This is a genomic window from Agrobacterium sp. RAC06 (genome assembly GCF_001713475.1).
Classification (GTDB): domain Bacteria; phylum Pseudomonadota; class Alphaproteobacteria; order Rhizobiales; family Rhizobiaceae; genus Allorhizobium.
Map to the genome: position 1 here is coordinate 3,961,467 of NZ_CP016499.1, position 20,457 is coordinate 3,981,923.

Consider the following 20,457-nt stretch of genomic DNA (forward strand, 5'->3'; position numbering starts at 1 on the left):
TCAGTTTGCCAAGCGAGACGACAATTAACGTGATAAGCCCGAAGAGGCAAAAAAGTTCCAAAGACGATGGAACATTTTTTTCCGAGCCGCGTTTTCTGCCGAGTCCGCACCTTTATCCATTTCGATTGGAGAACTGCATGTCCCTTACTGCCCGCGTCGCTGTCCATCTTCCTTACCTGCGGCGTTATGCTCGCGCCGTCACCGGTTCGCAGACTTCCGGAGATGCCTATGTCGCAGCGGTCCTGGAAGCGCTGATCGCCGACATCTCCATTTTTCCCGACACTGGTGATGACCGTGTCGCTCTCTACAAGCTGTTCGTGACGATCTACGATTCAACCAAGGTCGAGCTTCCGCAGATCACCTCGCCCTTTGCCTGGGAAAAGCGGGCCGCCGCCAACCTTGCATCGGTGCCGACGCGCGCGCGCCACGCCTTCCTTCTGATCACGGTCGAAGGCTTCACCACCTCTGAAGCGGCCAGTGTGCTGAGCGTCGGCGAAGCCGAATTCAACGCGCTCTTCAACGAGGCCTCGATGGAAATCTCCCGCCAGGTGGCCACCGATATCATGATCATCGAAGACGAGCCTCTGATCGCGCTCGACATCGAGCAGATGGTCGAAGACCTCGGTCACCGCGTGACCGGCATCGCCCGTACCCATGCCGAAGCCGTCGATCTCTACAAGCGTACCAGCCCGAAAATGGTCCTCGCCGACATCCAGCTTGCGGATGGAAGCTCGGGCATCGATGCCGTGAACGACATCCTCAAGGTCGATAGTATCCCGGTCATCTTCATCACGGCATTCCCGGAACGTCTGTTGACCGGCGAGCGTCCGGAGCCTGCCTTCCTGGTCACCAAGCCGTTCAACCCCGACATGGTCAAGGCTTTGATCAGCCAAGCGCTTTTCTTCAACGAGCGCGTGACCGAGCAGGCTTGATATAGCTCTTTTGGGGCATAGGTTAGAGCGAGGAATGGACCGGCAGACGGAGCCGGTCCCAGATGCCGATTATGGCGGAGCAGGCAATTGGTACATCGGTTGACATGGTTTGAACCTCAGCGCGGCGACGAACAGCTGCGGGAGTTCTTCATAACCGCGCTCATCGATATGGGCGCCAGCCTCACCCTTCAGGATAAAGATGGTACCTATGTCTGCATCACCTCGCTGCCGGCTCGCTGGCGGCTGGCGGCGGGCGCAACTCCGTCCGACGACACGATCTTCGGGCCGGAGATCGGGCAAAAGCTCGCTGAGCTGAAGTCCGGGCTCGATAAGGCCGGGGATCATGCGGAGCTCGAGATCGAAGCTGGAGACGATACTTTCTTCGAATTCCGCTGCCGCATGGTCGAGATGGCGGATCACGACTTGCATCTGATCACCGTCGTCATCGATCGCACCGAAGACCGGCGTCGTGAAAGGCTTTTGCGCGCACTGCTGCGGGAAGTCAGCCACCGGTCGAAGAACCTTCTCGCCATCATCCAGAGTATCGCATCTCAGACGGCCCGTTATTCCGGGACGCTGGACATGTTCCTCGGAAAATTCCGGGGCCGGCTGCATGCCCTGTCCCAGTCGCAAGACCTGATCACCGACTCCAGCTGGCGGGGGGCCTATTTCCGCGATCTCCTCAAGCAGCAGGTCGATCGCTACGTTCAGGAAAACGCCGATCTGGTCCATGTGTCCGGCGACGACGTTCTTCTGACACCCAATGCTTCGCTGCATATCGGGCTTGCCCTGCATGAGCTGGTTGTCAATGCCGTCAGCCATGGCGATTTCCTGCAGCGGCGTCAGCCGATCGAGGTCTCGTGCCGGAAGCTCGAAACGCCCGCGGGTCCGGTGGTGGTGATCGTCTGGTCCGAACCATTCACCGCGCGCGAAAACGAAGAAGTCAAGGCGGCCCGCTTCGGCAGCACCGTGCTGGAACGCGTTGTTCCATCTTCGGTGAACGGCGAGGCGCATCACGAACTGACAGACGGACAGGTGCGGTACGAGCTGCGCTTTCCGCTGGAGATCTTCGACTGATCCTTTGGCGCCCCCGCGGGTGTCCTTTCATGGAAAGATACGGTCATGCGCCTGTTCAGTTGCAGCAACTGTTCGAACGTCGTGCATTTCGAAAATGACGGCTGCGTCACATGCGGCGCGCGTCTGGCCTTCCGTCCGACAAGTCTCGACATGGTGGCGCTGGATGCTTCTGGCACGCATGCCCTGAACCAGGGTATGACGGCAACTGGTAGCACTCGGCCTTGCGCCAATGCAGCCCTCGGTGGTTGCAACTGGCTCGTTGAAGATGAGGACGACAGCGGCTTTTGTGTCGCCTGCCGGCACAATGTGACGATCCCGGATCTGTCGGTGCCGGAAAACCTGCAAAACTGGCAGAGGATCGAGCTTGCGAAACGCGGGCTGTTCTACTCGCTACTGCGGTTCAGGCTGCCGCTGGTGACGCGTAAAGCCAATCCCGAGCAAGGTCTGGGGTTTGAATTCCTCGCAGACGATCCGGCGGACGGCAGTGACGGACCAGTGCTGACCGGTCATGCCGAGGGCCTGATCACGCTGAACATTGCCGAGGGTTCCGACGCAGAACGTGAGGCACGGCGTGTGGCGCTCGGAGAGCCCTTCCGCACTCTGCTTGGCCATTTCCGCCATGAGGTGGCCCATTATTACTGGAATGTCCTCGTGCGGGACAGGAATGCCTTCGAGGCCTTCCGGAGTGTGTTCGGCGACGAGCGGGCCGATTACGGCGAGGCTCTGAAACGCCACTATGCCGAGGGGCCCCCGCTAGGTTGGGAGAACAGCTTCATCTCGGCCTATGCCGCGAGCCATCCTTGGGAGGATTTCGCCGAGACCTTTGCCCATTACTTCCACATCGTCGATGCACTCGACACGGCGGATGCCTTCGGCCTCAGAACCAATCCCGATGTCGAGGCCGATCTGCCGGCGATCGAGTTGACGCGAACCTTCGACAGCTATGGCATGGGCAGTGCAGGTGCCCTGATCCGCGCCTGGGTGCCGCTGACGCTGGCGATCAATAGTATCAATCGCAGCATGGGGCAGCAGGATCTCTATCCCTTCGTGCTGTCCGAGCCGGTGATTGGCAAACTCCACTACATTCATGGCCTGATTCGCTCATAAACCCCGGCAGAACAGGCGTCTCACGCCGTTGTTCCCGGAACTGTCGTGCAGTCTTCGCGTTAACCTTCAGGTAACACGGAGAACGATCATGAACAGTATGGCTGCCCTAATGGTCATTGTGGCCTGCCATCCGCAAGACACCACCTGTCTGCAGGACCCGGTCGCTGTTATCTCCTATGATACGGACGAGGCTTGCTATGGCGCGCTGCCGAAAGAACTTAAGCGCGCTCGGGCCATGGCCGAGATCATCTATGGGGATTGTTTCCCCGTGAGTGCCGATCTGGTTGCTGGTCGAAACATCCGTCAGACGATCGACCCGAACAAGCTCGCGGTGCTCGGCGCACCTGTGTCAACCGCGGGCCCTGCCGAAGCGCAGGCCTTGGTGCCGCCCGTCCCAGCCGAACGTTATGGAGAATGAAGATGAAGCCCGAAGCCTCGGCGGAACCTAAGTCCGTCAATATCGACTCGCAGAACCGCCATGTCGCACAGCAGGCTGGCCTCGACCAGGACCTCGAATCTCAGGTGCCGCCCCGCTACGGCCCCTTCACCGTCACGACGCTCGGCGTCATTCTCGTCCTGCTATTCGCCGCTGTCGTCTGGATCATGCTCTGAGCTTTGATCCGAATTTGTCCCATGAAAAAAGGCCGCTTCTTAGGAAGCGGCCTTTTTTGCTACGTTAGTTTCCCGTTCACGCCTGACGGAAGAGCCGCATGGCGAGCGAAATGAGGAAGAGAATGATGAAGATACCGAAGAGGATCTTGGCGATACCAGCCGATGCGCCAGCGATTCCACCGAAGCCGAGGACGCCAGCGATCAAGGCGACGACCAGAAATACGAGTGCGTAATAAAGCATATTGGGTTCTCCTGTTTCGATGCCGGTTGAACGTTGGCTACTGGGCTTTGTTCCATCGGGATCACGGTTTCGAGAGCGGCGCAGCGTTGAAATAAAAAATTGCATGTTCGGGAACCTTCTGCGCCCTTTGGCGTTGTCAGGCGACACTGTTTCAAACCCGTTGGACCAAATGACAGAACATTCGAAGAAAGCGCCGGCTACGAACGGGCTGCCTGGAATGGCCGCCTTTCATCCCGGCGTGTCCGCGCAATTGCGCGAATACTATCAGTCGGTACAGGAAGAAGGGATTCCGGATCGGTTCCTCCAGCTCCTGGAGCAACTGGATGTGGCCGAACGCCAGGCCAGTGAGTCCACTCGCATCAAGGACAATGCTCGATGACCGTTGACGAGAAGTCGATCGCCCGCTCCTTCAAGCGCGACCTCTTGGCAGCGCTGCCAAACCTGCGTGCCTTCGCCGTATCGCTGACCGGCCGACATCACGTCGCCGACGATCTGGTGCAGGACACGATCATGAAGGCATGGGCGAAGCAGGATCATTTCGAGCCCGGCACCAACATGAAGGCCTGGCTCTTTACCATTCTTCGCAACGAATTCTATTCTCAGATGCGCAAGCGTGGCCGCGAGGTCTCCGACACCGACGGCATCTTCACGTCGCAGCTCTCCACCCATCCGCAGCAGTATGGTTCACTCGACCTGCAGGACTTCAAGCGTGCACTTGATCAGTTGCCAAGCGATCAGCGTGAGGCGATCATTCTCGTGGGGGCTTCCGGCTTCGCCTATGAAGAAGCCGCCGAGATCTGCGGTTGTGCCGTGGGCACCATCAAGAGCCGCATCAATCGGGCGCGCAACAAGCTTCAGGAGATCCTGGGTGTGAGCGGCGAGGGCGATTACGGCCCCGATGCGCACAGCTCAGCGGTCATCAAGAAGGCCTTCGCCGTCTGAGGGCCCGTGACCATGCGCCGCTTTCAAAACCGCCGCAGCCAGTTCATGGGCCTGCGGCGGCTTTGTGACCAGCGGATGAGCGGTCACGATGCTTGGGATGTCGGTGAAATGGCCGTAGGACGACAGAAAGACCGGCTTCGCGCCGGCTTTCATGATCAGGTCTGCACGTTCCAGATTCAAGGCCTCGTGCAAGACTGCGTCGATGATCACCACATCGAATGCCGTCGTCTGTACGGCCTCCGCCAGGCGGGCCAGCGGGGCGATGGTCACATCGCAAGGCAGATCGTCGAGAAGAATGCGCTCCACCTCCATGGCAATCAGATACTGGTTCTCGGCAACGAGAACGCGGAGCGGCGCAGTCATCATGGAACTTCCTTTTGTCAGGAGCGCGTTATGGGACGTGCCCCGACCAGCGTCATTTAAAAAAGACATGTGCAGCCTTCATTGTTCCAGCCTGGAACAGCATGACGGACAAACGAGGTTATCCCGTGGCAATTGAACCGCGTCACTCTCCCATTCGCATCAGCTGTTTCGAATGTCCCTTGCGGCAGATGAAACGGTTCCGCCCCTTCACTGAAGCGGAACTGGAGTTTGTCTCCACCTTCAAGCGCGGCGAGCTCGCTGCCGATCCCGGGACCACGGTCCTCGTCGAAGGCGCGCGCAGCGCACATCTCTACACCGTGCTTTCCGGTTGGGGCTTTCGCTACAAGATCCTCGAAGACGGCCGACGGCAGATCCTGAACTATATCGTACCCGGTGACATGATCGGCTTGCAGGGCGCAGTGATGGCCGAGATGCAGCATTCGGTGGAAGCATTGACACCTATGACGCTCTGCGTCTTCGAAAGAAGTCGCCTGTTTTCCCTGTTCGAGTTGCATCCGGGGCTGGGCTTTGATCTCACCTGGCTTGCCGCGCGCGAAGAGTCCATTCTCGACGAACATCTGCTCAGCATCGGACGCCGGTCTGCGCTGGAAAGGGCTTCCTACCTCCTCGCTTTCCTGTTCGACCGTGGGATGAATTCCGGCATTCTCGGCGACAATCACCGCCACATTCCCGTGACGCAGATGCATTTTGCCGACACGCTCGGGCTCTCGATTGTCCATACTAACAAGACGCTGAAGAAGCTCGCCGACCGGGGGCTCATTCGCTGGCGCGAGCGGGGCTGCGACATCGTCGACCCGCTCGGCCTGCAGGAAATTTCCGGCTGGACCCCGGACGAGCAAAGGGTCAGGCCCCTGATCTGATCGGGGCGTACAAAAAGGCCCGCATCGCCTGGGTAGCGTGCGGGCCTTTTCACGTCTGGGTAAACTATCGTCAGGCGACGATGAGGACGCCGGTGAAAAGCGCGATGATCATGACGATCAAGACGATGAAAATCAGGATCTTGGCGACGCCGGCCGAGGCGCCGGCCACGCCCCGAAAACCGAGCAGGCTTGCGACGGCGGCGATCAGAAGAAGGATGAGGATCCATTGCAGCATGTGGGTCTCCTTGGTGCGTTGTTCCCTTGGGAAACAGGGCCAGCGGTCAATTGTTCCATTGGGTGTCGGCGGGAGCCGCGCGTGTGCGCTGCAACAAAAATCGGTTTAAGCGGATAAGCCTAGGGACAAAACCGTCATTTGTTCTCGGAGCTGGACTAGACAGGGGGCCTTAGTTCTGGTCGTGTCCGCGATCGGAGAGTCCTTCGACTTTGGGCGAAGGACAGTAGGTAGAACCCGTTCGAACGGAGTTTGGGAGATGGGATTGAAGATCGGATCGCCAAGGGAGATTTATGCCGGTGAGGCCCGCGTCGCGATGACGCCGGACAGCGCCACACAGTTGCAGAAGCTCGGCTATGAATGCGTGATCGAAAGCGGTGCAGGCAAGGCTGCGGGCTTGTCCGACGACGCCTATCGCGCCGCCGGCGTGACAGTGGTCGAGACGGCCGCCGCGCTTTACGAAACGGCCGACATCATCGCCAAGGTGCGTCCCCCGGAAACGGCTGAAGTCGATCGTCTCGGACCTGGCAAGACCCTGATCTCCTTCTTCTATCCGGCCCAGAACACGGCTCTGCTCGAGCAGGCCAAAGACAAGGGCGCGACCGTCGTTGCCATGGACATGGTGCCGCGCATCAGCCGCGCCCAGAAGATGGACGCCCTATCGTCGATGGCCAATATCGCCGGCTATCGCGCCGTGATCGAGGCCGGCAACAATTTCGGCCGCTTCTTCACCGGTCAGGTGACGGCGGCTGGCAAGGTGCCGCCGGCCAAGGTTCTGGTGATCGGTGCAGGCGTCGCCGGTCTGGCCGCGATCGGCACCGCGACTTCGCTCGGCGCCATTACTTATGCCTTCGACGTCCGCCCTGAGGTCGCCGAGCAGATCGAAAGCATGGGCGCGCAGTTCGTCTATCTCGAATTCGAAGCCACACAGGACGGCGCGGCAACGGGCGGCTATGCAGCCCCTTCTTCGCCGGAATTTCGCGAAAAACAGCTGGCCAAGTTTCGCGAACTTGCACCCGAGATCGACATCGTCATCACCACGGCCCTTATCCCGGGCCGGGATGCTCCGAAGCTCTGGCTGGCTGACATGGTCGCCGCAATGAAGCCCGGCTCCGTCGTCGTCGACCTCGCGGCAGAACGCGGCGGCAATTGCGACCTGACCGTGCCGGATCAGAAGATCGTCTCCGAGAACGGTGTCACCATCGTCGGCTATACCGACTTCCCGAGCCGCATGGCCGCGCAGTCGTCGACGCTCTACTCGACCAATATCCGCCATATGATGACCGATCTGACGCCGGCCAAGGACGGCGTTGTCGCGCACAACATGGAAGACGATGTCATCCGGGGCGCCACCGTCACCAAGGACGGCGAGATCACCTATCCGCCACCGCCGCCAAAGATCCAGGCGATCGCGGCTGCGAAGCCCAAGGAAAAGGTGAAGGAGCTCACGCCCGAGGAGAAGCGGGCGCAGGAAATCTTGGCCTTCAAGACCCAGACCCGCAATCAGGTGGCGCTGCTCGCCGGTGGCGGTGCGCTGATCCTGCTTGCCGGTCTTTATGCGCCCGCCAGCTTCATGAGCCACTTCATCGTCTTCGTGCTCGCCTGCTTCGTCGGTTTCCAGGTGATCTGGAATGTCAGCCACTCGCTGCACACGCCGCTGATGGCGATCACCAATGCCATCTCCTCGATCATCATTCTGGGTGCCCTGATGCAGATCGGGTCCGGTAACTTCCTGGTTATCATCCTCGGTGCGCTGTCGGTCCTGATGGCCGGCATCAACATCTTCGGCGGCTTCATGGTGACACGGCGCATGCTTGCCATGTTCCAGAAGTCTTGAGTTAGGGGAGGGGACACACACATGGAATACGGATTCACCACAGCGGCCTATGTCGTCGCAGCCGTTCTCTTCATCCTGTCGCTCGGCGGTCTGTCCGGCCAGGAAAGCGCCAAGCGCGCTGTCTGGTACGGCATCGTCGGCATGGGGCTTGCCGTCGTCGCAACGCTTTATGGTCCTGGTGCGGGCAACTGGTTCGTCTCAGTCGTCATGATTGCCATTGGCGGTGGTATCGGCTGGGTCGTTGCCCAGCGCGTGCAGATGACGGAAATGCCGCAGCTCGTGGCCGCCATGCATTCGCTGGTCGGTCTCGCCGCCGTCTTCATCGGTTTCAATGCCGAGATCGAGATGTGGCGCATCGCCAGCACACTAGCCGACGCCGGGCTCACCGGCTGCGATCCGCTGAGCGCTGCGGCCTGTGCGGCCCAGGCCGGTCAGGCGACGGTGTTTGGCGATTTCGGCGGCTTCGCCCTGAAGATTGCCGAGAAGACCAGTGCCGAGATCGCCGTTCTGAAGATCGAGGTCTTCCTCGGCGTCTTCATCGGTGCCATCACTTTTACTGGCTCTGTGGTCGCTTATGGAAAGTTGGCGGGTAAGGTCAACACGACGGCCAAGCAGCTGCCGGGCGGTCATATGCTCAACGCGGCTGCCGCCCTTGGCTCCCTGATCCTGCTGGTCCTCTACTTCCAGGGCGCCGGCAGCTGGACGCTGATCCTGATGACGCTTCTGGCGCTCTTCATCGGTTACCACCTGATCATGGGCATCGGCGGCGCCGACATGCCGGTCGTCGTCTCCATGCTGAACAGCTATTCCGGCTGGGCGGCAGCGGCCATCGGCTTCTCGCTGTCGAACGATCTCCTGATCGTCGTCGGCGCGCTGGTCGGTTCGTCCGGTGCCATCCTCTCCTACATCATGTGCAAGGCGATGAACCGCAGCTTCGTCTCGGTCATCCTCGGCGGCTTCGGCGGAACCACGGGACCGCAGATGGAAGTCGTGGGCGAGCAGATCGCGATTGACGGCGATGGCGTGGCCAATGCGCTCAATGATGCGGACTCGGTCATCATCATCCCGGGTTACGGCATGGCAGTCGCCCAGGCACAGCAGTCGGTGTCGGAACTGACCCGCAAGCTGCGTGCTTCCGGCAAGACGGTGCGCTTTGCGATCCATCCGGTTGCCGGCCGTCTGCCAGGCCACATGAACGTGCTGCTCGCCGAAGCCAAGGTTCCCTATGACATCGTGCTGGAAATGGACGAGATCAACGAAGACTTCCCCGAAACGGATGTCGCCATCGTCATTGGCTCGAACGACATCGTCAACCCGGCCGCCCAGGAAGACCCGAACTCGCCGATCGCCGGCATGCCGGTTCTGGAAGTCTGGAAGGCAAAGCAGGTGTTTGTCTCCAAACGCGGCCAGGGCACCGGCTATTCCGGCATCGAGAACCCGCTGTTCTACAAGGAGAACACGCGCATGTTCTACGGTGACGCGAAGAAGTCGATCGACAGCATCCTGCCGTTGATCAAGTAAGCTTCGGATCAGATCGAAACTGTAAAGCCGGGTGGTGACGCCCGGCTTTTTTCTTCCATGGGTTGCTAGGAAAACCGGACGTTAACCATAAGCCACTTAGATGGTGGCCAGTGTGATCGCAGGAGTTTTCGTGAGCATCAGGTTGTTTCTTGCCGGTATTTCTGCCGGGTTTATCACAACGGCAGCGACGGCAGCCGACCTTAATTCATCTAATGCACCACTACCGCTGCCGCCACAGGGCGATGTCGCTGATATCATTCACGACTGGGGCGGCGGCTATATCGGTGTTGTCGGCGGTGGCGCCGTCGGCGAAGTGGAAACGCAGACCGGCTCGGGCACGCTGTTTTCCGAAACGCCCTTGCGCGGCGGCCTCGCCGGCGTGACTGCGGGCTATAACATCCAAAACGGCAACATGGTCTATGGTGTCGAGGCGGATGTTTCCTGGGCGAAGATTAAGGGCGACAAGGCCTGTGCAGGCTTCCCCTCCCAGAACTGCTACTACGAGCTGGGCTGGCAAGGTACGGCGCGCGCGCGCGTCGGTGTGGCCATGGACCGCACGCTTCTATATGTGACCGGTGGTCTCGCCGTGGCCGGTGGCAAGGGCGGCGTCGATCCGGTGGTCGGCGCGATCAACGGGCAAGACCAGCAGACCTATTTCGGTTACGTCGCCGGCGTGGGAGCTGAATATGCCATGACCGATGCGCTGAGCTTCAAGGCTGAGTATCTTTATACCGATTACCGTCAGCGCACCTCGCCGCTCGGGACTGTCAGCCCGACGGATAGCTACAAGTCCGACCCGTCGAGTCACCTGATCCGGGTTGGCGTCAATTACAGGTTCTGATTGCGCATCGCCTGAAAACAAAAAGACCCCCGCCACGTTGGCGGGGGTCTTTGTTTTAGAGGTTGATCAAGCATCCGCCTTGAACGTCTGCTTCTGCGTGCCGAGACCCTCGATGCCGAGTTCGACGACGTCGCCGGCCTTCAGGAACTGCGGCGGCTTCATGCCGAGGCCGACGCCCGGAGGCGTGCCGGTGGAGATGATGTCGCCAGGGTGGAGGCTCATGAACTGACTGAGGTAGGAAACGACGTGGGCGACGCCGTAGACCATGGTCTTCGACGAGCCGTCCTGCATCATCTTGCCGTTGACGGAGAGCCACATCTTGAGGTCGTGCGGGTTGGCGATCTCGTCCTTCGTGACAAGCCAGGGGCCGATCGGGCCGAAGGTGTCGCAGGATTTGCCCTTGGTCCATTGGCCTGCACGCTCCGTCTGGAAGGCGCGTTCGGAGACGTCGTGGGAGACGCAGTAGCCGGCGACATAATCCATCGCGTCCGCTTCCGAGACGTATTTTGCGGTCTTGCCGATGACGACGCCAAGCTCGACTTCCCAGTCGGTCTTCTCCGAACCGCGGGGGATGAGCACGTCGTCGTTCGGACCGCAGATGGCCGAGGTCGCCTTCATGAAGATCACCGGCTCCGGCGGCACGGCAGCGCCCGTCTCAGCGGCGTGGTCGGAATAGTTGAGGCCAATGCAGATGAACTTGCCAGTGCCAGCGACGCAGGCGCCGATGCGATCGACGGCAATCTCCGGCAGGGAGGCTGAATCGATGGCTGCGATCTTTGCCAGACCTTCCGGCGAGATGGCGGCGCCGCCGATGTCTGCGACGTGGCCCGAGAGGTCGCGGACCTTGCCGTCCTTGTCGAGTATTGCAGGCTTTTCCTGACCCAACGGGCCGACGCGCATCAGTTTCATTGTCTTCTTCCTTCCTGAAGGTGGCGGCTCAGCCGCTGAGTGTCTTGCTGTTTGCAATGCCGTATGGGCATTGCTCAGATCGTCCAGCCGCCATCAATGGCAAAGGCCTGGCCCGAGGTATAGGTGGCGCCGGCGATGTAGACGGCGAGGTCGGCGATTTCTTCCGGCGTGCCCAGCCTGCCCATGGGTTGACGGGCGATGAAGGCCGCGCGCGCGGCGTCATAGTCCCCTTGTGCGCGCATGCGGTCCTGCAACGAGGGGCTTTCGACGGTGCCGGGGCAGATCGCGTTGCAACGGATGCCCTGCGTCACATAGTCGGCGGCGACTGACTTGGTGAGGCCGATGACGGCTGCCTTGGTGACGGTATAGGCGAAACGGTTCGGCACGCCTTTGATTGAACTCGCGACTGAGGCCATGTTGATGATCGAGCCGTCGCCGCGCTCGAGCATGGCCGGCAAAACGGCGCGGATGGTGCGGATCATCGCGCGGACATTGAGATCGAAGGCAAAGTCGAGATCCTTGTCGGCCATGTCCAGGACCGTTCCGCCATGCACGACACCTGCGCAGTTGAACAGCACGTCGAAGGGCCCGGTCTCGGCCACCACGGCCGTCACCGCCTGCTCATTCAGGACGTCGAGCTGGCGCGTCGTGATCCCAGCTTCGCCTTCGAGCGTCGCCAGGGCGTCCGTGTTGATGTCCGTCGCGACGACGGTCGCACCGGCGCGGGCAAAGGCGATGGCGCTCGCGCGGCCGATGCCCTGGCCGGCGGCCGTCACCAAAACATGCTTGTTCTTCAGGGGCAGGTTCATCCTCGTGGCTCCTCCAGCCGATCCCTCGTCACGCGACCCTTGCATATTCCGGCCGGCGATGCGAGCATCATTCATATGCAAAACATTTATTCATAAAGGTCAAGAGTGGTTCGGGACTGCGAGGAGAGACATGCGTGAATGATGTGGATCAGGACCGTTACCGGGCGCCTGCGCTCGACAAGGGGCTCGACATTCTTGAACTGCTTGCGGGTGTCGATGGCGGCTTGGGCCAGGCAGATATCGCCAAGAAGCTCGACCGTAGCCCAAATGAATTCTACCGGATGCTCGATCGGCTGGTGAAACGCGGTTACGTCGCGCGGCTCGATGGCGATCGCTACGTTCTGACGCTCAAACTGTTTGGCCTTGCGCAGTTACATGCGCCAACGCGGCGGCTCGCTTCGCTCGCCATGCCGCTGATGCGGGAACTGGCGGAAGTGACCCGGCAGGAGAACCATATCGTCGTCTACGACCGCGGCCATCCGGTCGTCATCGCCCAGCTCGAGGCGCCGGGCTATTGGGGCATCTCGATGCGGGTCGGCTCGCGCATGGGCCTTTTCGATACCGGGTCCGGCCATGTGCTTCTTGCCTATCGAAGCCCGGAGGTCCGCGCGATGATGGTGGCGGAGCATGTGGCCAGCGGCGGACCGGAGGGGCGCATGACCGAGGCCTTTGCTCGCCACCTCGACGAAATCCGTGCGCGCGGCTACGAGATGATGCCGAGCGCCCAGACTGCCGGCGTCACCAACCTGTCGGCCCCGATCCTCGGCGCGGACGGCGAGGCACTGGGCGCGCTGACCGTGCCGTATATCGGTATCATCAATGCGCCCGAGGCGCCCGATATCCCCCATACGCTTGAAGCACTGCGGGAAACGGCACGTCGGATTTCCGCACTGGCGGGCGCCGGTCTTGGTGCGGATGCCCCAGATATAACCTGAATCTCTCAAGGCCTTGGGAGGGGCCACACATGATCATCGATACCCATCTGCACCTCATCTACCGCGACAAGCTCAGCTATCTCTGGCTGAAGGATGTCGCCGCGCTCGATGCCGATTTCACCTGGGAGACCTATGCGCGGGAGGCGAAGAGGCTCGGGATTTCCTCGGTGCTGCATATGGAGGTGGATGTCGCGCCCGAGGACATCCCCGGTGAAACGGCCATGGTCCAGGAGTTGTCGCAGGCACCGGATAGCTTCATCCAGGGTGTGATCGCCTCCTGCCGCCCGGAAGATCCAGGATTTGCCGCTTATCTGGAAGCCCAGGTTGCAAATCCCTTCGTCAAAGGCTTCCGTCGCGTGCTGCATGTCGTGCCGGACGATGTGTCGGAGGGCGCACTGTTTCGGGAGAATGTGAAGCGGCTCTCAGGCACGGGTCTCACCTTCGATCTCTGCATGCTGCCGCATCAGATCGACAAGGCGAAGGCCTTGGTCGACCTTGCGCCCGATGTCACTTTCATCCTCGACCATTGCGGTGTGCCCGATATCAAGGGGCATGGCTACGAGACCTGGAAAGCGGGGATCACCGACATTGCCAAGCGCGAGAATGTCCGCGTGAAGATCTCCGGCATCCCGGCCTATGGCGATCTGGAGAATTGGACGCTGGAGGATCTCAAGCCCTATTTCGATCACACGATCGCATGCTTCGGTTTCGATCGCGCGATCTGGGGCTCGGACTGGCCGGTCTGCACGCTCGGAGGCGGGCTCTCGACCTGGGTCGCGACGACGCAAGCGCTGCTGCATGGTTGCACAGGGCAAGAGAAGGACAAGCTCTTCTCCGGCAATGCTCGAGGCATCTGGGGGCTTGCCTAACGGGCCTTGCCTCGCTCGGCCATGAGGCGGCGGAGATATCCGCGCATGGCAATGATGAGCGCCTCGATGTCGTCGTTCGAAGCCGTGAGATCCTGCAGGGCGTAGCTCTGGAGGATGATCCCGTCGATGCTGATCAGCATCTGACGGGCGACGGCGCGGCCGATGCGGCGCAGTTCCTCGTCGCTGTCATCCTCGAAAACGAGATGGCCGTAGAAATCGATATAGGCATTGTATTGCCGCGTCGCGAGCCATTCGGAGCCTTTGGTCCGCAGGGCATAAAGTGTCAGCTCCGTCTGGGCGATCTGCTTGTTGCGGGTGCGCTGGATGTAGCGCCAGCTTGCCCGGATCAGTGCCTCCACCCGGTCCTCTGGCGCCTCCGGCAGGGCAACGTCCTGGCGATACGCTACTTCCATATCGGCAATCAGATCTTCCAGTACGGCGAGCAGCAGACTTTCCTTGCTGTCGAAATAGTAGTGCAGGGTGGCGAGCTTGACGCCCGCAGAGGCGGCGATGCGGCGTGTGGTCAACGCCTCCATGCCGCCCTCTTCGAGCGCTTCGCGGGCACCCTTGATGATGCGGACGCGGGTTTCGAGGCCTTTGCGGGTCGCGCCCGGCGGGCGCCCGCGTGTCGATCCGCCGGTCGATCTGTTGGTGGACGCTTCCGCGATCTCGCTCATCGGCTCCCTCCGCCTTCGAAGGTGACGCGGCCGTCGCAGATCGTGAGAACAGGGGAAAGCGAGGCGATGTTGTCCGGTGACGTCGCCTCGATATCGCCGGAGAGGACGACGACATCCGCAAGGTAGCCGGGCTTCAACACGCCCTTGCGGTCTTCCATGTATTCGACCCAGGCGCTGGTGCGAGTATAGGCGGCAAGCGTCTCGTGCAGGCCAAGACGATGGTCCGGCATGTCGTCTGCCCAGGGCTTTCGGGTCAGGGCATCGCCGATGCAGCTGAGCGGCGGCAGTGGCGAGACTGGCCAGTCGGTCGCAAAGACGATTGTCGCGCCGGCATCAACCAGTGTTTTCCAGGCAAAGGCGTAAGGCCAGCGCTCGCGGCCGATATAGGTCAGATAGGGTTCAAGCGGCAGCCCCGCGGAGCCCGGCGGATGGGTTGGCTGCATCGAGGCGATGGTGCCCGTTTCGGCAAAGCGCTTGATGTCGTCGGGATGAACCACCTCGATATGTTCGATGCGGTTGCGCATGTCCTTTCGGCCATTGGCGTTGATCGAGGCCTCGTAGCCGTCGAGCACCAAACGCACCGCGCCGTCACCGATCGCGTGGACTGCGACCGACAGACCGAGGCGGTTTGCTTCGATCGCGACCGCGTTGAATGCTTCGCCTGAGAACAGCGGCTCGCCCTTCCAGCCGTGCTTGTGGGCGTAGTCGTCGACGAAGACGGCCGTCTCGCCCTCGGTCACACCGTCCATGAACAGCTTGACGAAATTGCAGCGCAGCTTGTCTGTGTCGAAGCGGGTCCTCCAGGTGGCGGCCTTCTCTTCTAGGTCGGAGAGCGGCATGAAGTTCTTCATGTGGAAGGGCATGCGTATGCGCACCGGAAGACTATCGGTCCTCTCGATCTCTTCCAGTATTTCCAGCTGATAGAGATTGCCGTCCATATTCTGGAACGAAGTAATGCCGAGCGAGGCGCAATAGGCGAGGCCCTTCTTCAGGACCGCGATGTCTGCAGCGCGCTCTTCCGGAGTGACATGCTCTGGATCACCGCCGGTGCCGACGCCGAGACCTTCGCGACCGCCGGTCACGCTCATCGACGCGACAGGGCGGATGGCGTTGCTTTCGCGCAGCTCGCCATTGGCGAGACCGTCCTCGCCCATGACGATCTCGTTGCCGACGCCGACATCTCGGCCATGGAGGATACCGGCCTTCTCCAATGCCATCGTGTTGGCCCAGGCCGTATGCCGGTCGGGCGCGACCATCATGAAGGGGCGGTCTGCGATGATACGGTCGAGATGGTGCCGGGTGACGCGCTCAGTTTCCGAGAGGATGGTGTAGTCTGCCGTCTGGGCGACGAGCAGCGGCAGATCCGGGTTGGCGGCGGCGTAGTCCTTAACGGCTTTCGAAAGGGCATCGAAGCCCTTCACGCCGAAGAGCGACAGTTCGCCGAGCGCGACCGAGCCGCCGAAGATATGCATATGGGCTTCGTTGAAACCGGGAAGCACCGTGGCGCCGCCTGCATTCACGACGCGTGTGTGTGGTCCCGCGAGCTCAAGGATCTCGGCATTGCCGCCCACTGCCATGATGCGGTTTCCGGTGAGCGCGATCGCTTCTGCGCGCGGATGCGCGTCATCCATGGTCAGGATGCTGGCATTGTGAATGACGAGATCGGCGCTCATGGGACGGTCTTTCTTCAAGCCTGGAAGGTGATGTGGCCGTCGCAGATGGTGACGGCGGGGCGGACGGTGTCCATGATCGCTTCGGGTGACACGGCTTCGATATCTTTGGTGAGGACCACAACATCGGCGAGATAGCCTGCTTTCAGCATTCCCTTGCGATCTTCCATGAATTCCACCCAGGCGCCGATCGAAGTGTAGGCTTCGAGTGCTTCCATCAGCGAGAAGCGCTGATCTTTCAGACCGTCCTTCCAGGGTTTGCGGGTCAAAGCATCCTGGATGCACTGGAATGGTGAAACCGGAGAAACCGGCCAGTCCGAGGCAAAGACGACATGGGCTCCGGCTTCTTTCATCGTCCGCCATGCATAGGCCTGGTCCCAGCGATCCTCGCCGATCTTGGCCGTTGTCGGTTCTGCCGGGAAGCATGTGCCACCCGGGTAATGCACCGGCTGCATGGAGGCGACGATGCCAAGGGTGGCAAAGCGCGGGATGTCGTCCGGATGGATGATCTCGATATGCTCGATGCGGTGGCGATTGCCGCGTGGGCCGTTGGCATTCAACGCCGCCTCGTAGCCGTCGAGCGTCTGGCGGATGGCGGCACTGCCGATGGCATGAACGGCGACCTGAAGGCCGAGCGCATCGGCCTTGGTGGCGATCGCATTGAAGGCGTCCGGCGTAAACAGCGGCTCATAGGTGTAGCCGGGACGGTCACCGTAGCCGTCGAGCATATAGGCCGTCTGGCTGTCCAGTACGCCGTCCATGAATACCTTGACGAAATCGCCGCGCAGCATGTCGGTGGCGAATTCCTTCTTCCATGCGGCCGCCTTGTCGAGATCCTCCAGCGCCATGAAATTTTTCATGTGATAGGGAATTCGGATGCGGCAGGAGAGCTCGCCTGAAAGCTCCAGATCGCGCATCAGCCGCAACTGGTAATGATTGCCGTCGAAATTCTGGATCGAGGTAACGCCCCATGAGGCGCAGTAGTCGAGGCCGGCCTTCAGGATGGCGCGGTCGAGGGCGAACTGCTCCGGCGTGACATTTTCCGGGTCCATACCGGTGACCATGCCGAGTTCTTCGCGCCCCCCCGTTGAAGCGAGCGCGGAGACTGGGCCGAAGGCATTGCCCTCGCGCAGCTCGCCATTAGCCAGCCCGTCGGCCCCCATGACGATCTCGTTGCCGATGCCGACATCCTTGCCCTGCAGAATGCCCGCCTTCTCCAGTGCTGCCGTGTTCGCCCAGGCGGTGTGATGGTCGGGCGCGAACATCATGAAGGGGCGGTCGGGCAAAATGGCATCAAGGTGGTGGCGGGTGCAGGGTTCGGTCAGCGAGATGATCGAATAATCGGCGGAAAAGCCCATCAGCAGCGGCTCATCCGGGTTCTTCTCTGCATAGTCGAGGATGGCTGCCTTGAGCGCCTCGAAGCCCTGGACCCCATGCAGGTTCAGCTGGCGCAGCGACACGGAGCCGGGGAAGATGTGCATATGAGCTTCGTTGAAGCCCGGCATGATGGTCGCGCCTTTGGCGTCGATGGTCTGCGTCTCGGGTCCTGCCAGCGCCTCGATCTCTGATCGCGTGCCGACTGCGAGGATCCGGTTGCCGGCGAGCGCGACAGCTTCGGCGCGGGGGGCTGCCGGATCGATGGTGAGAACCAGGCCGTTGGTAATGATGATGTCTGCGGTGGTTGCCATCTCAGGCTCCTCTGAAGTCATGCGGTCCACGTGCTGAGCGCGCGGAAGAAGGCGAAGTTGTCGTGTTTCAGCTCGTCATCCAGCGGGTTGGGCTGCGAGGAGAGTTTGACGATGGTGGTCTCAGTTGATGGGTCGACGTAAAGCCACTGGCCATGAATGCCGATGGCGCAGAAGGCACCGTCCGGTTCTCCGGACTGGTACCACTGGCTGCGATAACGACCCTTGGGGAAGAAGTTGGATTTGCCATCGACCCAGGCCTGGTGATCGCCTGCCGTCAGCATGTCGGTGAGCCAGGCTTCGGGGATGAGGCGCTTTCCGTCGACCATGCCGCCGTTGCGCAGCATTTCGCCGACGCGGGAGAGATCGCGGGCGGTGACCGAGATGCCGCCGGCGGCCCGCGCCGTGCCTTCGACATCGACAGTGACGCTGGCATGGTTCTTCGCGCCGAGCGGCTTCCAGAGGCGCGTCGACAGGACATCGGCATAGCGTTCGCCGGTTGCGCGCTCAATCAGGATGCCGAGCAGGTCGGAGTTCGGCGACGCATAGAAATGCGCGCCGCCATGCGGATGGGCATCCTTCTTCAGCGTGAGTAGGAAGGCCAGCAAGGTTTCATCCGGCTGGGACGGATCGGCCGGGTTCCAGAGCGTGGCGCGGCGGTAGCGGGCGTAGGCGCCGTCGGTGTTCAGATAGGCCTCGTCGAAACCGAGGCTGACGCGCATGTCGAGCACGTCACGGATGCTGCAGTCGCCATAGGCGGAGCCAGCTGCTTCGGGCAGCAGGCTGGTGACGGGCGCATCGGGGTCCATAAGCCCGTCGGCTTCCAGCGAGGCGATGACAAGTGCGGTCAGCGACTTGCTGATCGAAAACACAATATGGCGCTGGTCGATGCCGGCATGCGGCGCATAGTGTTCGGCGACGATCGTGCCCGCCTTCATCAGCACGAAGGCGTCGGTATGGGCATAGTCGAGATAAGCGCGGACGTCCGGCTGCCCGGCCAGTCCCTGCGGCAGCGCCAGCGACAGAAGATCGGACGCAACGGGTTCGCCTTCACTCACCTCGGTCCTGGCCGCGATCATGGCGCTCGGTACCACTTCCTCGGCATGGCCAAAGCTGAAGCGGCTAAACGGGGTCGCGCGCCAGTTGGCAAGCGTCACGTTCCGTCTTTCGAAACCATAGGCCTTGGCAAACTGCGTCGTCATCAGGGCATGCTCCTCCTGCGGGAGGGCAATCAAGCCCTCCCGTGTCCGTCTTTTCATTTGTGGTTCAGCGTTACTTCTGCACTTCGGTCCAGATCCGGGTGTAAAGCTGCTGCACGTCGGGTTCGCAGCTCAGCAGGAACTCGCCGGCACTCTCCAGTTCAGCGGGGATCACCAGTTCCGGCGCGCCCTGCATGTCCTTATCCATGAATGCTTCCGAACCCGTGATGCCGTTGGCATACTTGGCAAAGTTCGACAGCATGGCGGCGTTTTCCGGAGCCATGATGAAGTTCATGAAGGCCTTGGCGTTGTCGACGTTCTTGGCATCCTTCAGGATGACGACGCTGTCCATGAAGACAGGATAGCCTTCCTTCGGATAGCCGAACTTGACGTCCGGGTTCTGCAGGCGGGAGCGCATGATGGCGCCGTTCCAGTAGTAGACGCCGGCATAGTCGCCGGTCGGCAGCTTGTCGGTGACGCTGTAGTCCATGGCGAGCCACTTGGTCTTGGCTTCCACCAGCTTGTCGCGCACTTTCTTCAGAACTTCCTTGTCAGTGGTGCACCAGTCGCCGTCAAAATACTTGATTGTCGCGAAGAGGACGTCGTTCATTTCGGGCGTGACGTTGAGCTTGCCGACCAGCTCTTCCGGCGGGTCGAGGAAGATCGCCGAGGTGTTGATGTCGCCATTGTAGAACTTGGTGTTGACGCCGATGCCGGTCACACCCCACTGCCACGGAACCGAGTAACGACGGCCCGGATCCCACTCGACATCGGCCCAGCGCGGATCGACGTTCTTGAAGTTCTCCATTTGGTCCGGACGAGCCTCGAGCAGCAGGCCCTCGTTGATCCAGATCGGCATGTAGTTGGCCGAGGGCACGACGATGTCGAAGCCATGGCCGCCGGCGCGGACCTTGGCGAGCGCCGTGTCATTCGAGTCATAGTCGGTGATCGTCACCTTGACGTCGAACTGCTCCTCGAACTTCTTGATCAGCTCCGGGCTGGTATAGTCGCCCCAGTTGTAGATGTTGAGCTCGCCGGCGGCCGAGGCCGCGCCTGCGAAACTCAGCACCGAGATCGCGGCAATCGCCGTGGTCGTCATCCATTTCATTGTCATTCTC

23 protein-coding genes are annotated in these 20,457 nt (G+C 61.1%); 13 read left to right on the top strand and 10 right to left on the bottom strand.

What is annotated here, in order from left to right; translation table 11 throughout:
- The first annotated feature begins 137 nt into the window (after positions 1-137).
- The 5 genes from BSY240_RS18795 (at position 138) to BSY240_RS18815 (ending at position 3,728) form a co-directional block, all read left to right on the top strand.
- Positions 138-932 carry a response regulator gene (locus BSY240_RS18795; RefSeq protein WP_069043328.1) on the top strand — a complete coding sequence of 265 codons (795 nt, stop codon included), beginning with the start codon at positions 138-140 and terminating at the stop codon, positions 930-932.
- Between the two features lie 99 nt (positions 933-1,031).
- The gene (locus tag BSY240_RS18800; RefSeq protein ID WP_082347547.1) at positions 1,032-2,009 is read left to right on the top strand and encodes a sensor histidine kinase; all 978 of its coding nucleotides are present in this window, start codon (positions 1,032-1,034) and stop codon (positions 2,007-2,009) included.
- A 45-nt stretch (positions 2,010-2,054) separates the two neighbouring features.
- The gene (locus tag BSY240_RS18805; protein WP_054147942.1) at positions 2,055-3,116 is read left to right on the top strand and encodes a zinc-binding metallopeptidase family protein; all 1,062 of its coding nucleotides are present in this window, start codon (positions 2,055-2,057) and stop codon (positions 3,114-3,116) included.
- Between the two features lie 88 nt (positions 3,117-3,204).
- Positions 3,205-3,534 carry a hypothetical protein gene (locus tag BSY240_RS18810; protein ID WP_236759282.1) on the top strand — a complete coding sequence of 110 codons (330 nt, stop codon included), beginning with the start codon at positions 3,205-3,207 and terminating at the stop codon, positions 3,532-3,534.
- Positions 3,535-3,536: 2 nt separating this feature from the next.
- On the top strand, positions 3,537-3,728 hold the full coding sequence (locus tag BSY240_RS18815) for a hypothetical protein (protein ID WP_054147943.1): 192 nt from the start codon (positions 3,537-3,539) through the stop codon (positions 3,726-3,728).
- 76 nt (positions 3,729-3,804) lie between these two features.
- Here BSY240_RS18815 and BSY240_RS18820 read toward each other — a convergent pair whose 3' ends face one another.
- A complete protein-coding gene (locus tag BSY240_RS18820) occupies positions 3,805-3,969 on the bottom strand; it encodes a DUF1328 domain-containing protein (RefSeq protein WP_069043330.1) in 165 nt (54 codons plus the stop codon).
- Between the two features lie 103 nt (positions 3,970-4,072).
- Between BSY240_RS18820 and BSY240_RS24530 the strand changes: the two genes are divergently transcribed.
- Together BSY240_RS24530 and BSY240_RS18830 are read left to right on the top strand one after the other, a co-directional pair.
- A complete protein-coding gene (locus tag BSY240_RS24530; protein WP_054147944.1) occupies positions 4,073-4,348 on the top strand; it encodes a NepR family anti-sigma factor in 276 nt (91 codons plus the stop codon).
- Positions 4,345-4,911, top strand: a complete 567-nt coding sequence (locus BSY240_RS18830; protein WP_054147945.1) for an RNA polymerase sigma factor — start codon at positions 4,345-4,347, stop codon at positions 4,909-4,911. Before BSY240_RS24530 ends, BSY240_RS18830 begins: the two co-directional genes overlap by 4 nt.
- Here the strand turns inward: BSY240_RS18830 and BSY240_RS18835 are convergent.
- The gene (locus tag BSY240_RS18835; RefSeq protein ID WP_069043331.1) at positions 4,879-5,277 is read right to left on the bottom strand and encodes a response regulator; all 399 of its coding nucleotides are present in this window, start codon (positions 5,275-5,277) and stop codon (positions 4,879-4,881) included. The genes BSY240_RS18830 and BSY240_RS18835 overlap by 33 nt on opposite strands.
- Before the next feature lie 122 nt (positions 5,278-5,399).
- On the opposite strand from BSY240_RS18835, the gene BSY240_RS18840 reads away from it, so the two are divergent.
- Positions 5,400-6,155, top strand: a complete 756-nt coding sequence (locus BSY240_RS18840) for a Crp/Fnr family transcriptional regulator (protein WP_082347554.1) — start codon at positions 5,400-5,402, stop codon at positions 6,153-6,155.
- A gap of 70 nt (positions 6,156-6,225) precedes the next feature.
- Here BSY240_RS18840 and BSY240_RS18845 read toward each other — a convergent pair whose 3' ends face one another.
- A complete protein-coding gene (locus BSY240_RS18845; RefSeq protein ID WP_069043333.1) occupies positions 6,226-6,390 on the bottom strand; it encodes a DUF1328 domain-containing protein in 165 nt (54 codons plus the stop codon).
- Between the two features lie 262 nt (positions 6,391-6,652).
- Between BSY240_RS18845 and BSY240_RS18850 the strand changes: the two genes are divergently transcribed.
- The 3 genes from BSY240_RS18850 (at position 6,653) to BSY240_RS18860 (ending at position 10,586) form a co-directional block, all read left to right on the top strand.
- The gene (locus BSY240_RS18850) at positions 6,653-8,224 is read left to right on the top strand and encodes a Re/Si-specific NAD(P)(+) transhydrogenase subunit alpha (protein ID WP_054147948.1); all 1,572 of its coding nucleotides are present in this window, start codon (positions 6,653-6,655) and stop codon (positions 8,222-8,224) included.
- Positions 8,225-8,245: 21 nt separating this feature from the next.
- Positions 8,246-9,745, top strand: coding sequence for an NAD(P)(+) transhydrogenase (Re/Si-specific) subunit beta (locus BSY240_RS18855; protein WP_054147949.1), 1,500 nt, complete (start codon positions 8,246-8,248; stop codon positions 9,743-9,745).
- 130 nt (positions 9,746-9,875) lie between these two features.
- Entirely contained in the window at positions 9,876-10,586 is a 711-nt protein-coding gene (locus BSY240_RS18860; protein ID WP_171901598.1) for an outer membrane protein, read from the top strand.
- 66 nt (positions 10,587-10,652) lie between these two features.
- Here BSY240_RS18860 and BSY240_RS18865 read toward each other — a convergent pair whose 3' ends face one another.
- Both BSY240_RS18865 and BSY240_RS18870 read right to left on the bottom strand, forming a co-directional pair.
- On the bottom strand, positions 10,653-11,495 hold the full coding sequence (locus BSY240_RS18865) for a fumarylacetoacetate hydrolase family protein (protein WP_069043335.1): 843 nt from the start codon (positions 11,493-11,495) through the stop codon (positions 10,653-10,655).
- A 74-nt stretch (positions 11,496-11,569) separates the two neighbouring features.
- Positions 11,570-12,304 (bottom strand): SDR family oxidoreductase, encoded by a 735-nt coding sequence (locus BSY240_RS18870; RefSeq protein ID WP_069043336.1) that lies wholly within the window; start codon positions 12,302-12,304, stop codon positions 11,570-11,572.
- Positions 12,305-12,438: 134 nt separating this feature from the next.
- On the opposite strand from BSY240_RS18870, the gene BSY240_RS18875 reads away from it, so the two are divergent.
- Together BSY240_RS18875 and BSY240_RS18880 are read left to right on the top strand one after the other, a co-directional pair.
- On the top strand, positions 12,439-13,239 hold the full coding sequence (locus tag BSY240_RS18875) for an IclR family transcriptional regulator (RefSeq protein WP_069043337.1): 801 nt from the start codon (positions 12,439-12,441) through the stop codon (positions 13,237-13,239).
- Between the two features lie 29 nt (positions 13,240-13,268).
- Positions 13,269-14,108 carry an amidohydrolase family protein gene (locus BSY240_RS18880; protein ID WP_069043338.1) on the top strand — a complete coding sequence of 280 codons (840 nt, stop codon included), beginning with the start codon at positions 13,269-13,271 and terminating at the stop codon, positions 14,106-14,108.
- On the opposite strand, the gene BSY240_RS18885 is transcribed toward BSY240_RS18880, so the two are convergent.
- The 5 genes from BSY240_RS18885 to BSY240_RS18905 form a co-directional block, all read right to left on the bottom strand.
- Positions 14,105-14,785 carry a TetR/AcrR family transcriptional regulator gene (locus BSY240_RS18885; protein WP_069043339.1) on the bottom strand — a complete coding sequence of 227 codons (681 nt, stop codon included), beginning with the start codon at positions 14,783-14,785 and terminating at the stop codon, positions 14,105-14,107. The genes BSY240_RS18880 and BSY240_RS18885 overlap by 4 nt on opposite strands.
- The gene (locus BSY240_RS18890) at positions 14,782-16,458 is read right to left on the bottom strand and encodes an amidohydrolase (RefSeq protein ID WP_069043340.1); all 1,677 of its coding nucleotides are present in this window, start codon (positions 16,456-16,458) and stop codon (positions 14,782-14,784) included. Before BSY240_RS18890 ends, BSY240_RS18885 begins: the two co-directional genes overlap by 4 nt.
- A 14-nt stretch (positions 16,459-16,472) precedes the next feature.
- On the bottom strand, positions 16,473-18,143 hold the full coding sequence (locus tag BSY240_RS18895) for an amidohydrolase (protein WP_069043341.1): 1,671 nt from the start codon (positions 18,141-18,143) through the stop codon (positions 16,473-16,475).
- 17 nt (positions 18,144-18,160) lie between these two features.
- Positions 18,161-19,342, bottom strand: coding sequence for a serine hydrolase domain-containing protein (locus BSY240_RS18900; RefSeq protein WP_069044053.1), 1,182 nt, complete (start codon positions 19,340-19,342; stop codon positions 18,161-18,163).
- A 70-nt stretch (positions 19,343-19,412) separates the two neighbouring features.
- Positions 19,413-20,447, bottom strand: a complete 1,035-nt coding sequence (locus tag BSY240_RS18905; RefSeq protein ID WP_069044054.1) for an ABC transporter substrate-binding protein — start codon at positions 20,445-20,447, stop codon at positions 19,413-19,415.
- Positions 20,448-20,457 lie beyond the last annotated feature (10 nt).